Source organism: Rossellomorea marisflavi, assembly GCF_001274775.1.
GTDB classification, from domain to species: domain Bacteria; phylum Bacillota; class Bacilli; order Bacillales; family Bacillaceae_B; genus Rossellomorea; species Rossellomorea marisflavi.
The window spans coordinates 51413-65501 of the sequence record NZ_LGUE01000006.1; the positions used below are offsets into that span (position 1 = coordinate 51413).

A 14089-nucleotide genomic window follows, 5' to 3' on the forward strand; every position below is an offset into this window, starting at 1 on the left:
TATGACAAATCCGAATTGGGGAATCCTTGGCCCTGGAGGCATTGCATCGAGCTTCGCCAAAGCGATCCTGGAAGTGAACGGGAACATCGCCGGCGTATGGGCGAGAAAAGTGGAAAAGGCGAAAGCATTCGCAGAAGAGCACGGCGTCGAGAACGTGTATGACACCGTGGAAAGCATGCTTGAGGATGACGGCATCGACATCGTGTACGTCGCCACACCGCATAGTGTCCACTATACATATATCATGAACGCCCTGAAGCACGGGAAGCATGTGCTCTGTGAGAAAGCGATCACCATGAATGGCAGGCAGCTGAAGGAGATCACAGACCTTGCCGCTGAGAAAGGACTGGTGGTGGCGGAGGCCATGACGATCTATCATATGCCGCTGTACAAAAAGCTGCGTGAAATCGTCGATGCCGGGAAGATCGGCAACGTGAATATGGTCAACGTCACATTCGGCAGCTGCAAAGAAAATGACCCGACCAACCGCTTCTTCAACCCGGATCTTGCCGGGGGAGGCATGCTCGATATCGGTACCTATGCCCTCTCCTTCACCCGTTTCTTCTTATCCAGTCAGCCGACAGAGGTGCTGACGACGGTGAAGAAGCATGAGACCGGAGTGGATGAGCAGTCTGGCATCGTGCTGAAGAATGAAAACGATGAGATGGCTGTCGTGAGCCTGGCCATGCGTGCGAAGATGCCGAAGCGCGGCATTGTCGCAGGTGACCTTGGATATATCACCGTTGACGAATTCCCGAGGGCGGATCGGGCGACGATCACCTATACAAAGGATGGGTCTGTCGAGACGATCGAAGCGGGAGTGGAAGGCAAGGCGCTTCAGTATGAAGTCGAAGCAATGAATGAACTCATCGTGAACAAAGGGGAGAACTGGACGCTGCCACTGTCTGAACAGGTCATGGAGCTGATGGATGAGGCCCGCAGGCAGTGGGGGCTCACCTACGACTTCGAGTGAGTCCTCAGCGCAGTATCGCCATCAGGACACCCCGGCCAACGGATCGTGCGGCCCTTCACGGGTTCTTCCGTCTGGTCATCGAGGACACCTATCGTAAAGAAGGCATCGCACACCTGGTGGACGATATGGAAGAAGAAATTCGATACAAAAAGTCCCTCCTCCAAAGGCAGGGGGAGGAGCGCTTTTTCCTCCTGGCGGAAAGGGGCGCACAGATCATCGCAACCATCGAATACGGACCGGCAAGTGAGTTGATCGTGGACTTGACCAGTGGTGCCTATAGGGGTATCCCTGAAGTGGGAACGGTATTTGTTCATCCTGATCATCAAAGGATAGGCGTCGGTACCCTGATGGTGAATGCCATGCTTTTGATCCTTCTTGGAAGAGGGGTAGAGACTTTTTGTCTCGATAGCGGCTATGCCCGTGCTCAGACAGTATGGAAGAAACGATTCGGTGAACCGGATCATCGATTCATTGATCATTGGGGCGAAGGCATGAACCATCTGATCTGGAAAAGGTCCGTCCGCAGTCAGATTGTATTTTAAGAGGGGCATAGCGCCCTCTTTTTTTGATTTGACAATATACCTAATGGGGTATAATATAAAAGGTGTGAAACAGTTCAACATAAAGGGAAGGAGGATGATCATGAACTACGATACGCAAATGAAAAACCGTGTCAAACGCCTTGAAGGACAGCTAAGGGGCGTCTTGCGGATGATGGAAGAGGGAAAAGACTGCAAAGAGGTCATCACCCAATTGTCTGCAGCACGCTCAGCCATTGAACGTTCAATCGGACTTGTCGTGAGCGCCAATCTTGTGGAGTGCGTGCGAGCTGCCGATGAGCAGGGAGATGAGACGGATGAGATCATCAAAGAAGCCGTCAATCTATTAGTGAAGAGCCGATAAGGAAAATGGTCATCACCATTTTTTCTTTTGTAAAACATTATACCCTATAGGGTAATTTAATGAATGAAAGGAATGGAATCATATGCATATCATCCTATACGCCCTGTTGGCCATCGTTCTCGTTCTTATCCTATCCCGGCTCATGCCGGTAAAGGGGATCCGGATGATCTCCACGGAAGAGTTAAAAAGGGAATTGAAGAATAAAAACAAGCAGTTCATCGATGTTCGCACGCCAGGGGAATACAAAGGGAATCACATCAGGGGATTCAAAAATATCCCCCTTCAGCAGCTTCCCAAACAAATCGCCACGTTATCAAAAGATAAAGAGGTAGTCGTCATCTGTCAGAGCGGGATGAGAAGCATGAACGCTGCCAAACTGCTGAGGAAGAGCGGATTTCATTCCGTCACCAATGTCAAAGGCGGCATGAATGCCTGGAGATCATAAAGGGGAGTGAGTGAAATGGATGTAAGTTTTATCGTTGTGATTTTTCTCATCGGCTTCATCGGTTCTTATATTTCCGGCATGCTTGGGATCGGGGGATCCATCATCAAGTATCCGATGCTTCTCTATATTCCTCCCTTAGTGGGGGTCGCAGCCTTCAGCGCCCATGAAGTATCCGGCATCAGCGCCGTCCAGGTGTTCTTCGCCACCATCGGAGGGGTCTGGGCGTATCGAAAGGGAGGGTACCTGAATAAGACGCTCATTGCCTATATGGGTGGAAGCATCCTGATCGGAAGCTTTGTCGGAGGATACGGCTCCAAGCTTATGTCGGAAGGTGGCATCAACCTGATCTATGGGATCCTGGCCCTCATCGCCGCGATCATGATGTTCATTCCGAAGAAGGGACTGGATGATATCCCACTAGAGCAAGTGACGTTCAACAAATGGCTGGCGGCTGTATTGTCCCTTATCGTCGGAGTCGGGGCGGGCATCGTAGGGGCAGCCGGAGCATTCCTCCTCGTCCCGATCATGCTGGTCGTCTTGAAGATCCCTACAAGGATGACGATCGCTTCTTCCCTCGCCATCACGTTCATCTCCTCAATCGGGGCCACCGTAGGGAAGGTGACCACGGGCCAGGTCGATTACGGTCCAGCCGCCATCATGGTCATTGCGAGCCTGATCGCTTCCCCTCTTGGAGCCATGGCGGGTAAGAAAGTGAATACGAAATGGCTTCAGACGATCCTTGCGCTCCTGATTACTGCCACTACCATCAAGATCTGGTGGGATATCCTGTAGGACATATTTTCAGCCTTAAGACCCATTCTAGTAAGAGGAAGAGTGAAAATTGGTAGGAGAGGGTAACATAAGGTTGTATATACCCCATACCGTAAAAGGAGGATGAAGAAGTTGGATTTTCATTACACTGTACAAACGGATGGCACGATGAAGGAAGCCATAACGGCCCTGGAAGATGCGCTCAAAGAAGAGTCCTTTGGCATTCTCTGGACATTTGATATAAAGGATAAGCTGATGGAGAAGGGGTTCACAGTAGATGAACCCTATATGGTACTTGAAGTATGCAATCCACAGGAAGCAGAACGGGTATTGAAGGAGAATAAGCTCGTAGGGTATTTCTTGCCGTGTAAAATTGTCGTTTATCAAGATCAAGGCGTGATCAAAATCGGGCTTCCAAAACCGACTGCCCTCATAGGTTTGCTCGACGATCCCGAGCTGAAGGAACTGGCAGGTGACATCGAGAGGCGTCTGATTGCATGCATCGATCGTTCTATAAAGAAATGAATTTGATAAAAGGGGTGGAGAATCATGTACTTTAAATCATTTTTTGATGAAAAGCTTGCTCATATGTCGTACCTGATCGGATGTCAGAAAACCGGCGAAGCGCTAGTGATCGATCCGGCAAGGGATGTGGCACCCTATCATGCGGCAGCAAAGAAAGAGGGATTGACCATTTCGGCAGCAGCAGAAACCCACATCCATGCTGACTATCTGTCCGGTATCAGGGAGCTTGCGGGTTCCGGAGGAGTGAAGCTCTACGTTTCCGATGAAGGCGATCAGGAGTGGAAGTATCAGTACCTGAATGACTACGAGCATGAGCTCTTAAAGGATGGCTCTACGTTCTATATCGGGAATGTGAAATTCGAAGTCCTTCATACACCCGGGCATACGCCTGAGAGCCTTTCGTTCCTGTTGACGGACGAGGGTGGCGGTGCGGACGAACCGATGGGCATCTTTACGGGTGACTTCCTATTTGTTGGGGATGTCGGTCGTCCGGATCTTCTCGAAAAAGCAGCCGGAGCCAAAGGAACATCGGAAACGGGGGCCATCGATATGTTCCGATCCTTGAAGAAGCTCAAAGATCTTCCTGATCATCTGCAGATTTGGCCGGCCCACGGGGCGGGTAGCGCATGCGGGAAGTCCCTCGGTGCCGTCCCCATGTCGACCCTCGGCTACGAAAGGAAGTTCAACTGGGCCCTCCGGATCACGGATGAGAAGGAGTTCGTCCATGAACTTCTTACCGGTCAACCGGAGCCGCCGACCTATTTTGCTCAAATGAAGAAGTTGAACAAGGAAGGGCCGCCTCTTCTGACACGGGAAGAGATTCCCCGCAAGAGTGCTCCGACAGAAGGTGCTGTTATCGTGGATGCACGGGATGCCTCGCGATTCTCGGACGGTCATCTAAAAGGGTCTCTCAATATCCCGTACAATCGCTCCTTCCCGAACTGGGCAGGATGGCTGCTCGATTATGAGCGGTACATCTTCCTGATTGCGGAGGAAGGCAGGATCGGGGAGATCAGAAAGGCGCTTTCTTCTATCGGTCTCGATCAGGTGAAGGGGTATATGGATCCGGAAGATCTTCCCGGGCAGCTTGAAACCTATGAATCGATCTCCGTGGAAAAAGCGAATGAACTCATGACGGATGACCACTATTATGTGGTCGATGTGAGGAATGGGAATGAATGGGAAGATGGGCATATACGTGAAGCTCATCATCACATGCTCGGACATCTCCCTGAAGCGGATCTCCCTCAGGATAAGACCTTGATCGTCCACTGCCAGTCCGGCGCCCGGTCCGCCATCGGCGCAAGCCTCCTGCAAGCAAAGGGACATGAGGTATTGAACGTGAAAGGCGGATTCTCAGCTTGGAAAGGTGCAGGGTATCCAGTGGAATAAAAGGAAGCTCGGACCAAACAAAGTCTTTTAGCCATAGTAAAACCCGAATTCATTTGCCTGTGATCAGTCAATCGAATTCGGGTTTTCTATTTGTTTCATGAACAAGTTGCCAGTGGTTGATTGGAGTGCAAGACGAAGATTCCTGCGTGAAGAGTGGCTCCCCGCAGAAAGCGTAGTCATGCCCGGAAATCATGAGCGGTGTCAGGAACCTTTACTTATATTGTTCGTCATAAAATGGTATCTTTCTTGTGTTTTCTGTTAATCTGCATCAAAAACGATGCCGGCGGATTTTCGTGCCTGTTCTACGATATCCAGGACGGTGCAGCTGTAATCAAGGAGTTCGTAGCAGCGGTCATAATCCTCATTCTCGTAGATGTCACGAAATGTTTTCAGCTCGTAGTAGAGTTTATTCGGATTCGTCTGTTCGTTCAGGACCACTTCTTCATCGCCTGTCTTGACGGTGATGGCCTCGCAGCTCGTTCCGTTCTCCACCTCGATATAGCCCTTCTCACCCTGGATGATGCAGAAGTTCGGGCTTTCCGTATCCTTGGCCCCGACGGCTTCTCCGATAAAGCCGGGGTATTTCATCAGCACGACGCCCGATGTGTCGATGCCATTTGAATGGGTGTTCGCCATGTAATGGACGGCATCGGGTTTCCCGAACAGGTTCATGATGAAGTGGATATTGTAGATATTGATGTCCACAAGGGCACCGCCCGAGAAGGCCGGATTGAAGATATTCGGCGTTTCGCCTGCAAGGAATGTATCGTACCGGCTTGAATATTGACTGTAATTGGCCTGAATGAAGCGGATCGGTCCGATCTTCCCGATGTTCTGGCGAATCAATTCGTAGTTTGGCAGGTGGATGGTGGTGATGGCTTCAAAGAGCATGAGACGCTTTTCCTTTGCCAGCGCCCTCAGTTTTTCAAGCTCCCTGGCCGTCGATGTGAACGGCTTTTCGCAGATAACGTGTTTTCCTTTATGTAAGGCAGTCCTCACATGCTCGAAATGGAGACTGTTGGGGGAAGCCACATAAATGAAGTCTGCGTCGGCTTCATCGAGCATCCTGTTCAGATCTGTATAAATGGATGGTCCACCGAACTTGTCTGCAAGGGGGCGTGCACTCGATTCTGCCCGTGAGTACATGGCGGTGCATTGGGCACCTTCCACGTCATCGACAGCAGAGAGGAACCTTTCGACGATGAATCCTGTTCCGATTGTAGCGATCTTCATATCGCTCACCTCATCTTTCTTATTTGTCCTCCCCATTATAATGGACTCCCCCGGGGATGTCATATCTCCAAGGCCTCCAGAAGAAATATCCCAACGCGGCAGGAGAGAGGAGAAATACGTCGAAATCTGTCTATAAACAAACGGGAGGATGATGACGATATGAGTGGTAATAAGTGGAATGGTAAGCATTATGATGATAAAAGCGGATTTGTTTCCCTATATGGGAAAGGCCTGATCGATATACTTGATCCGAAGGAAGGCGAGAAGATCCTTGACCTTGGGTGCGGAACCGGTGATTTGACGCAAGGGATTGCGGGATCCGGATCCATCGTAAGGGGAATCGACTATTCGGAGGACATGATCCTGCGCGCCCGGGAGAAGTATCCGTCCATCTCCTTTGAAGTGGGGGATGCCGCAAACTTCCACACTCCACAACCGGTGGATGCCGTATTCTCCAACGCTGCCCTTCATTGGGTACGGGATGAAGACGGTGTGGCGGCTTCCGTTGCCCGTGCTTTACGCCCCGGGGGACGATTCGTCGCTGAATTCGGCGGGAGCCGAAACGTCGGGACGATCATCGCAGGAGTGGAAGAGGAACTGACAGCGTGTGGAATCGATGCCACATCGCGGAATCCGTGGTACTTCCCGACCGTCGGTGACTACAGCTCGCTCCTAGAGCATCATGGTTTCAGGGTAGCGTTCATTCATCACTATGAGAGGCCTACCCCGCTGCCTGATGGAGAAAAGGGACTCGATCACTGGCTTGACGGCTTTGCAGATGATTTCTTTCCGGAGTTTGAGGGGGAAGAAAAGACCTTGGCGTATAAAGGAATCAAGGAGAGGGTCCGGCCTGTCCTTTTCAAGGACGGGGAATGGGTGGCCGATTATTGGCGGATCCGTGTTGTCGCCGTGAAAGAGTGATCAGTCTGGGAGGGAGAAATGAGGAGAGCGACTCCTCTCTCTTTCCTTGCAGAAAAATAGATCCATCATCCGTAATCTCAATCTATACAGAGAGGGTCCATCCCATTATAATAGAGTGACTAAAGTCTCATTTTTCCAGTAGAGGAAGATGTGACTAAAATGAGGTGCACTGTGGAATTGGTTGTACATATTACGAATAACTATGATTTATTTCTTGTCTTTTTGTCCTATATCATTGCGTTGATCGCAGCGTTTGCTTCTATAGAATTATCGAATCGAGTGAGGCAGACCATGGGAAAGGCAAAGCTTGTCTGGTTGATGACGGCGGGTGGCGTCCTTGGGCTCGGAATCTGGTCCATGCATTTCATCGGCATGCTCGCTTTTCACCTGTCGAGTACGATGTATTACGATGTCAGCCTTGTCTTCCTTTCCATTGTCGCTTCCGTGGCAGGATGTTCGGCCGGGTTCTGGACGGTATCATCCGCAGCCCCTGGGAAAAGGCATCTGCTTTATGGAGCTATCCTCATGGGGACGGGTATTGCATCCATGCACTATATCGGCATGGCGGCCATCCGTCCGATGATGATCAGTTATGATCCACTGTTGGTGACCCTTTCACTCGGGATTGCATATTCGTCAGCGTTTGCGGCCCTGTGGCTCGGGTTCTATTCGTCCTTTGCCAAGGAAGGGATGGGATTCAGAGTGAAGCTCGCTTTCTCCTTGTTCATGGGGGTGGCCATCACGGGTCTTCACTACACGGGGATGTCGGCTGCACACTTTCATCAGCATGAGGGGCATGAAGGGGTAGGCACGGTGGACGTGACCTTCCTAACGTGGGGAGTCTTCATCAGTACCCTTTTGATTTTCATCTTCACCTTCTCCTCTATCGCCATCGACCGATTTGTCAGGAAGAAATCCATTCTTCAGACGATGATGTTCGATTCGGCTGAGGACGGGATCGCCATCTCTGATAAGTCAGGCAGGATCTATCATGCCAATGCTGCGCTCCTTTCCATGTTTCCTGAGGCACACGGTCAGACCGTTCCCGATGTGTTTGTGGAAGGTACGATGGAGGACAGTCGCTTGACCCTCCCGATAGACACCAAACAAGGGAAACGGATTCTCGAGGTGTCGAAGCACGGCATCCGGGGAGAGGGGCTGGAGCACTCCATCTGGTTCACGCGGGATATCACGGAGAAGCGCAAGTCGGAAGACGTGATCCAGTTCATGGCCTATCATGATCCCCTGACAGAACTCCCGAACCGCTACAAGCTTGAGAAGCTCCTGGATGAGTGGATTGCAGATGGTGAAGGGGTGTACTGCATCTTCATCGATCTTGACCGTTTGAAGTTCACCAACGATACGCTCGGCCATCAGGCTGGCGATGTGCTGTTGAAAGAGGTGACGAAAAGGCTTAAGGACGCGCTTCCGGAGGATTGTGTCCTCACTCGACAGGGTGGCGATGAGTTCGTAGTCGTTTCGACCTGTGCCGATAGGGGTAGAGTGAAGAACCTGGCCAACAAATGTGTCCGTGCCATGAACGAGCCGTTCTCAATCAATGGATCCAATGTGCGGGTGACCATCAGCGCAGGGATCGCCCATTATCCCGAAGACGCGCGTAACGGGTCGGAGCTCCTGAGCTATGCTGACCTTGCCATGTATGAGTCAAAGAAGAACGGAAAGAACTGCGTCACGGAATTCAATGAAGAAATCAGACATAAGCTTGAAAGGACGATGCTCCTCGAGCAGGGATTCGAGCATGCATTTGAGCAGGAAGAGTTCTACGTCCTCTATCAGCCCAAAGTGAACGTGAAGTCCGGCAGCCTTGAAGGGGTAGAGGCGCTCATGCGTTGGACCCATCCAAGTGTCGGTCCGGTCTCCCCTGTGGAATTCATCCCGATCATGGAAGAAAAGGGGATGATCCACTCTGTGGGCAGATGGGTGCTGAAGGAGGCGTGCAGGCAGTGGGTGAGATGGATAGGGGAAGGGAAGGAGCCCATCGTGATGGGCGTCAACATTTCCCCGCTCCAGTTCTCGAGGGAGGACTTCATCCCGTCCGTTCAGGAAGTACTCGATGAAACGGGTATGGATCCCAATTATCTTGAGCTTGAGCTGACCGAATCCTCGGCCATGAAATGCGAAGCGGATGTCATCGTCATTCTTGATCGACTGAGGGAGATGGGGATCAAGATCTCCCTGGACGATTTCGGGACAGGCTATTCATCATTCCGTTATTTGAAGGCACTGCCCGTCGAGATTTTGAAGATTGACCGTTCCTTTCTGGAAGACTTTGAAGGGAACGAAGAGCAGGAAGCCATCGTCCGGTCCATGATCACCCTTGGACATAACCTGAATATGAAGGTGCTGGTGGAGGGTGTGGAGGATGCCTATCAGATGGACTGGCTCAAGCGGGAAGGCTGCGACTTGATCCAGGGATTTTATTTAAGCAGACCGGATACGGCCGAGGCGATTTCCGCGCGCTGGATGAACATAGCGGCCGTATCAAACTAAAGGGGAAATGAAAGGTGACCATACAGATGGATCGAATATCAAATGACTTGATCGTACAATCAATGAAAGAAAATATGGCCCTGATCCAATTCGGGATCGACCGGAGAGTCACCTATGTCAATGACTTGTTCGCCGGTAGCGTCGGGTATCGAGCCGACGATATGGTGGGGATGCATCATAAGGAACTCTGCTTCCCGTCATTCGCCAACAGCGGCGGATATGAAACCTTTTGGAAGAGGCTCCTGTCGGGGCGCAGCTTCCAGGACAAGATTGAACGGAAGGATGCCATGGGGAATGCAATCTGGCTCGAGGCGACCTATATGCCCATCTTTGACGAGGACTCCCGCAGGGTCATCGGCATCTTGAAGGTGGCGACCAACATCACCGACCGTCAGAGGGCGATTTCGTCCTTGACGGATGATTTGAAGGGGCTGGCAGAAGACCTTCATGATCAGGCGAAGGGAGGCATCGACCGCGGGAATGAGCTCATGGGGATCATTGACCGGATGACCAGGGTATCGGAAGAAAATTCGGAAACCCTCCAAGGGCTCCAGAAACAGGCCGATGATATCAAAGGCATTGTCCAGACCGTAAGGGAAATCGCCGCCCAGACGAATTTACTTGCCCTGAACGCCGCCATCGAAGCTGCAAGGGCAGGCGAGCATGGCAGGGGCTTTGACGTCGTGGCGAAAGAAGTGCGGAAACTATCGGAGCGGGTGGAGAAATCCATCGTCGAAATCCGTGATAACATCGAAGGCATCACCGTCGAAGTGAAGAAGATCACCTCCGGTACCGATACCGCCCAGCATGATATCAAGGAAAGCCAGACGATGATCAAGCACACCGTCCACGATTTCTCCGGCCTGACGATGGCCTCCACCAAGCTGGAAGAGCATGCAAAAAGATTCCAGGACATCATATAAGTTTCATAGCCATCCTCCGGGATGGTTTTTTTTGTGGGCACCGGGAAATGAGAGAGTTCCTACGTTTATCCCAGTCTCGAATAGGTAATAAGTAATGTACAAATCAAACAGCGAGCAGGTGAGCGCATGGATTATCAGAAGCTGCCCTTACGAGAGCTGGTGGAACGGATCATAGCGGGGGATGAACGGGCGGTGCAGGAGTTCGAAAGAAGATGGGAGATTCCGTGGGATCAGTTGGGCAGCGTCCCGATCCACCTCAAAAATCCTCGGAAGTGATGTCTCCTCTGTGGTAAAGTAGACAGATAAGAACGCAGAGGAAGAGGGAATATCATGACCGTCAAACGCTATTACGCAGATGCGTACCGCAGCACATTCACCACCACGATCAACGAACTAGCTCAGGATGAAAAAGGACGCTGGTACGCCATTCTTGAAGAAACGTGCTTCTATCCGACAGGTGGAGGTCAGCCTCACGATACGGGGATGCTCGGGGGACGCAGGGTCCTGGAAGTAGAAAATGTGAACGGAGAGATCCGTCACTACCTGGATGCCCCCCTTGAGGAAGGCGTCACCATCAACGGGAATATCGACTGGGATAGACGCTTCGACCATATGCAGCAGCATGCGGGGCAGCATATCCTGTCTGCCAGCTTTATAGAATCTCTAGGCTATGAAACCATCAGTTTTCATCTTGGTCAGGAGACCCTCACCATCGATCTTGAGATCCCCGATTTGACCAGGGAAGAGGCAAAGCGAGCAGAAGCCCTTGCCAATCAGGTGATCAGGGAAGCGAGACCCATTGAGACAAAGTGGGTAACGGAAGGCGAGCTGGGAGATTATCCACTCAGGAAGCAGCCCGATGTGGACGGACCGATCCGTCTGGTGATTATTCCGGACTTCGATTATAACGGATGTGGCGGGACCCACCCTGCATCCACAAGCGAAGTGGGTGGCATCAAGATTCTCGATTGGGAAAAGCATAAGTCTCATATTCGTCTCAGGTTCATCTGTGGGGACAGGATCCGCACCCATCTCCAAGCAAAGCACGATCTCCTGAGAGACCTGACGGGGATCATCCAGGCACCGGAAGAGGGCATGAAGGAAGCCGTGCTGCGGATGATCGACAGGCAAAAGGACATCGAGAAGGAGCTGGAGGGTGTAAAAGTCGAATACCTGAAGCTTGAGGCAGACGTACTGGTCAATAGCGTTCAAGAGGTAGCGGGACACCTCCTGCTCTCCCGGGTCTATGACGAGCGTCCGATCAAGGAGCTCCAGGGCCTCGCTCAACAGATCACAGCCCGGAACGAAGATGTGGTCGTCCTGTTTGCCGTGAAGAACGGAGCCAAGCTTCAGCTTGTCGGGGCAAGAGGGAAGGCATCGACCGCCGCCCTCAAGGAATCGGTGCGACCGGTATTCGATCTGATCAACGGAAAAGGAGGAGGAAAGGATGCATTCGTCCAAGGCGGTGGTGAGGCGATCATCAGCAAGGAAGAGCTTATGGATGAGTGGATTCGTCAGCTATAAAGCAAGCCTGCAGGTGTGCCCTGCAGGCTTTTTATTATAAACGAATCCAAAGGCCTATAAGAAAGTTCAACGTCGCTATTTCACTGGAGGTATTCTGACAAATTCTTGTTTTTGGAGGGGGGACAATCTTGGTCTAGTTCGATTGAATCTGACCCTAGGACCTATTTGAGGGTGGGGGGTAGACGGCTTGGTAGTTCTATACGTACAGACAAAATTCGACATGCTTCTGCGGGGAATTGACGGAGGTGCATCTCGATGGTAAGGATAATAAAGGGAAAAATGGTTTTGGGCTGACGGATAGAAGTATTCATCCCATTATTTTTTTCTTTTCAATTGTAAGATGATTGAAGAAATAGAAAAACGGGTAAATGGAAATCTGTTAAGATAATTACAGGATATGGATATTTATATGGATGAAGTTCCGACAGTGCGATTGATGGAATGGGTTCATTATTTCCGAAGTCCTAAGCATTTTCCACATCAAAAACCCAATATAGAAAGGAAACAAACGATGCAAACTGCAGCAGACCCACAACAACCAATGCAAGAAACAAAACCGTTGAATCCATGGCTCACCATCTGGGTGAAGCCAAGAACGACCATCCGCTATATTCTTAATCATAAGTTTCTCGGTTTCGCCTTTTTACTCTCTATCCTGGCTGGAATCGGCAATACGCTTGATCAAGCATCGTCTAGAGATGTCCTTGATAATATGGATCTTGGTTTACCTTTATTCCTTCTTGGGGCGGTGATTTTCGGAGCCATCACCGGTATTATTGGCTGGTTCCTGACCTCCCTGGTTGCGTGGGGGGTAGGAAAGATTTTCAAAGGGACGGCCACCTACAAGGAGATGCTCCTGGCGACAGCATGGGCGAACATTCCGATAATCATCGCGCTTGTTCTTTGGGTGCCGGACCTGATGGTCATGGGCGAAGGCGCATTTCAATCTGATTATGTGGTCGGTTCTTTCATAGGAGCGGTATACATCTTTTTCTCGGTATTCGTTCAAATTGTCCTTGCGGGCTGGTACTTCTTTATCTTAATTAAAGCTGTTTCTGAAGCTCACCGGTTCTCATCATGGCTTGGCCTCTGCACGCTCTTGATTCCGGGTGCCGTGCTGACTATTTTATTTATTCCGATTCTCTTGTTGGCTATGTTTTAATGATTCATCAGCACCCCGGCTCCTTTTATAGGATAGGGGTGTTTTTTATTGAAGGTACTTAGGTACGTGATTAGCTTCACCCTCTGATACCACTTCTTGAAAAATATTGTGGGTAGTCCCCTCTTTCGGCAGTGATGTCTGTCTGGATTGGAGTGCCTGAAGAAGATTCTGGATGTCCTCCTTAGTAGCGGGTTGCTTTTCCGGCCTGAGATTATAGCCTAATTGCCCATTGGATTCAATGGTTGCATATTGAACATCTTTATGAGAGGTGACCCCTACCTGTCGCAACCGCTGCTCGAGTTTATCAACAGGAAGTCTCAGTTTTTTTAAGTTTTTCTCGTTGAGGATGCCATTTTCAATAACTACGAGTGCCTTACCGGATATGGCGGTTTCTACAGGGTCAAATTTAAACTGGATGTATTCGGTGAGAATCAGACTGATGACCAATATACCGGCTATCCCGAAAGTAGTCCATAATCCTTTACCGGATACGGGTTGAATTAAAAGAGTTCCTATTGCGATCATCATGACGGTTTGTGGAATCGTCATCTGAGAGATGGTCCTTCTTCCGCTGATCCTTAATAATAATGTTGCCGCAACAAAGATGATGAGGGTCTGCCAAATAAGAGCGGGTTCCATGTGTATCCTCCAGTCGTTTTAGGTAAACGGTGCATGACTTCTAAGCACACCGTGTACCAAGTACTTTGTCTTAGTGTGTGAAACGAGCAACATACATATCCAATTTATCTTTTGATTTTGAGCATCACCCTCATGCTTCAGTGCCCTATCAAAAGGGTTTCATCCAG

The 14089-nt window shown here is 50.5% G+C and carries 15 protein-coding genes and 1 pseudogene; 14 read left to right on the top strand and 2 right to left on the bottom strand.

Annotation, left to right across the window (positions count from 1 at the left end):
• Position 1 precedes the first annotated feature (1 nt).
• The 7 genes from AF331_RS18015 (at position 2) to AF331_RS18045 (ending at position 5009) form a co-directional block, all read left to right on the top strand.
• Positions 2-973 (top strand): Gfo/Idh/MocA family protein, encoded by a 972-nt coding sequence (locus AF331_RS18015; protein ID WP_053429447.1) that lies wholly within the window; start codon positions 2-4, stop codon positions 971-973.
• Positions 946-1515 carry a GNAT family N-acetyltransferase gene (locus AF331_RS18020; protein WP_412177729.1) on the top strand — a complete coding sequence of 190 codons (570 nt, stop codon included), beginning with the start codon at positions 946-948 and terminating at the stop codon, positions 1513-1515. The genes AF331_RS18015 and AF331_RS18020 overlap by 28 nt, the downstream gene beginning before the upstream one ends.
• A 100-nt stretch (positions 1516-1615) precedes the next feature.
• A complete protein-coding gene (locus AF331_RS18025) occupies positions 1616-1876 on the top strand; it encodes a metal-sensitive transcriptional regulator (protein ID WP_053429448.1) in 261 nt (86 codons plus the stop codon).
• A gap of 82 nt (positions 1877-1958) precedes the next feature.
• A complete protein-coding gene (locus AF331_RS18030; RefSeq protein ID WP_053429449.1) occupies positions 1959-2321 on the top strand; it encodes a rhodanese-like domain-containing protein in 363 nt (120 codons plus the stop codon).
• Positions 2322-2336: 15 nt separating this feature from the next.
• Positions 2337-3113: a sulfite exporter TauE/SafE family protein gene (locus AF331_RS18035; protein WP_053429450.1), complete on the top strand. Its 777-nt coding sequence runs from the start codon at positions 2337-2339 to the stop codon at positions 3111-3113.
• A gap of 102 nt (positions 3114-3215) precedes the next feature.
• Positions 3216-3617 (top strand): DUF302 domain-containing protein, encoded by a 402-nt coding sequence (locus AF331_RS18040; RefSeq protein ID WP_053429451.1) that lies wholly within the window; start codon positions 3216-3218, stop codon positions 3615-3617.
• Positions 3618-3641: 24 nt separating this feature from the next.
• A complete protein-coding gene (locus tag AF331_RS18045) occupies positions 3642-5009 on the top strand; it encodes an MBL fold metallo-hydrolase (RefSeq protein WP_053429452.1) in 1368 nt (455 codons plus the stop codon).
• Between the two features lie 258 nt (positions 5010-5267).
• On the opposite strand, the gene AF331_RS18050 is transcribed toward AF331_RS18045, so the two are convergent.
• Positions 5268-6242, bottom strand: coding sequence for a Gfo/Idh/MocA family protein (locus AF331_RS18050; protein WP_053429473.1), 975 nt, complete (start codon positions 6240-6242; stop codon positions 5268-5270).
• A gap of 159 nt (positions 6243-6401) precedes the next feature.
• Between AF331_RS18050 and AF331_RS18055 the strand changes: the two genes are divergently transcribed.
• The 7 genes and pseudogenes from AF331_RS18055 to AF331_RS18075 all read left to right on the top strand — a co-directional run bounded on the left by AF331_RS18055 (position 6402) and on the right by AF331_RS18075 (position 13283).
• Positions 6402-7163: a class I SAM-dependent methyltransferase gene (locus tag AF331_RS18055; RefSeq protein WP_053429453.1), complete on the top strand. Its 762-nt coding sequence runs from the start codon at positions 6402-6404 to the stop codon at positions 7161-7163.
• Positions 7164-7334: 171 nt separating this feature from the next.
• Positions 7335-9674, top strand: a complete 2340-nt coding sequence (locus AF331_RS18060) for a bifunctional diguanylate cyclase/phosphodiesterase (protein ID WP_053429454.1) — start codon at positions 7335-7337, stop codon at positions 9672-9674.
• 74 nt (positions 9675-9748) lie between these two features.
• Positions 9749-10063 (top strand): annotated as a pseudogene (locus AF331_RS23210) (PAS domain-containing protein); the annotation flags it as partial.
• Positions 10064-10180: 117 nt separating this feature from the next.
• A complete protein-coding gene (locus AF331_RS23215; RefSeq protein ID WP_412177730.1) occupies positions 10181-10597 on the top strand; it encodes a methyl-accepting chemotaxis protein in 417 nt (138 codons plus the stop codon).
• A gap of 126 nt (positions 10598-10723) precedes the next feature.
• Entirely contained in the window at positions 10724-10873 is a 150-nt protein-coding gene (locus AF331_RS22580) for a hypothetical protein (protein ID WP_156450728.1), read from the top strand.
• Positions 10874-10927: 54 nt separating this feature from the next.
• A complete protein-coding gene (locus AF331_RS18070) occupies positions 10928-12121 on the top strand; it encodes a serine-tRNA(Ala) deacylase AlaX (protein ID WP_053429456.1) in 1194 nt (397 codons plus the stop codon).
• Between the two features lie 397 nt (positions 12122-12518).
• On the top strand, positions 12519-13283 hold the full coding sequence (locus AF331_RS18075; protein WP_082347045.1) for a Yip1 family protein: 765 nt from the start codon (positions 12519-12521) through the stop codon (positions 13281-13283).
• Positions 13284-13328: 45 nt separating this feature from the next.
• On the opposite strand, the gene AF331_RS18080 is transcribed toward AF331_RS18075, so the two are convergent.
• Positions 13329-13922 carry a DUF421 domain-containing protein gene (locus AF331_RS18080; protein ID WP_053429458.1) on the bottom strand — a complete coding sequence of 198 codons (594 nt, stop codon included), beginning with the start codon at positions 13920-13922 and terminating at the stop codon, positions 13329-13331.
• Positions 13923-14089: the final 167 nt, after the last annotated feature.

Bases quoted from the DNA above. Each gene is read 5' to 3' on its own strand.
- AF331_RS18050 (WP_053429473.1), bottom strand. From the start codon at position 6,242: ATGAAGATCGCTACAATCGGAACAGGATTCATCGTCGAAAGGTTCCTC.
- AF331_RS18075 (WP_082347045.1), top strand. From the start codon at position 12,519: ATGGATATTTATATGGATGAAGTTCCGACAGTGCGATTGATGGAATGG.
- AF331_RS22580 (WP_156450728.1), top strand. From the start codon at position 10,724: ATGGATTATCAGAAGCTGCCCTTACGAGAGCTGGTGGAACGGATCATA.
- AF331_RS18030 (WP_053429449.1), top strand. From the start codon at position 1,959: ATGCATATCATCCTATACGCCCTGTTGGCCATCGTTCTCGTTCTTATC.
- AF331_RS23215 (WP_412177730.1), top strand. From the start codon at position 10,181: ATGACCAGGGTATCGGAAGAAAATTCGGAAACCCTCCAAGGGCTCCAG.
- AF331_RS18040 (WP_053429451.1), top strand. From the start codon at position 3,216: ATGAAGAAGTTGGATTTTCATTACACTGTACAAACGGATGGCACGATG.
- AF331_RS18070 (WP_053429456.1), top strand. From the start codon at position 10,928: ATGACCGTCAAACGCTATTACGCAGATGCGTACCGCAGCACATTCACC.
- AF331_RS18025 (WP_053429448.1), top strand. From the start codon at position 1,616: ATGAACTACGATACGCAAATGAAAAACCGTGTCAAACGCCTTGAAGGA.
- AF331_RS18055 (WP_053429453.1), top strand. From the start codon at position 6,402: ATGAGTGGTAATAAGTGGAATGGTAAGCATTATGATGATAAAAGCGGA.
- AF331_RS18035 (WP_053429450.1), top strand. From the start codon at position 2,337: ATGGATGTAAGTTTTATCGTTGTGATTTTTCTCATCGGCTTCATCGGT.
- AF331_RS18080 (WP_053429458.1), bottom strand. From the start codon at position 13,922: ATGGAACCCGCTCTTATTTGGCAGACCCTCATCATCTTTGTTGCGGCA.
- AF331_RS18045 (WP_053429452.1), top strand. From the start codon at position 3,642: ATGTACTTTAAATCATTTTTTGATGAAAAGCTTGCTCATATGTCGTAC.
- AF331_RS18015 (WP_053429447.1), top strand. From the start codon at position 2: ATGACAAATCCGAATTGGGGAATCCTTGGCCCTGGAGGCATTGCATCG.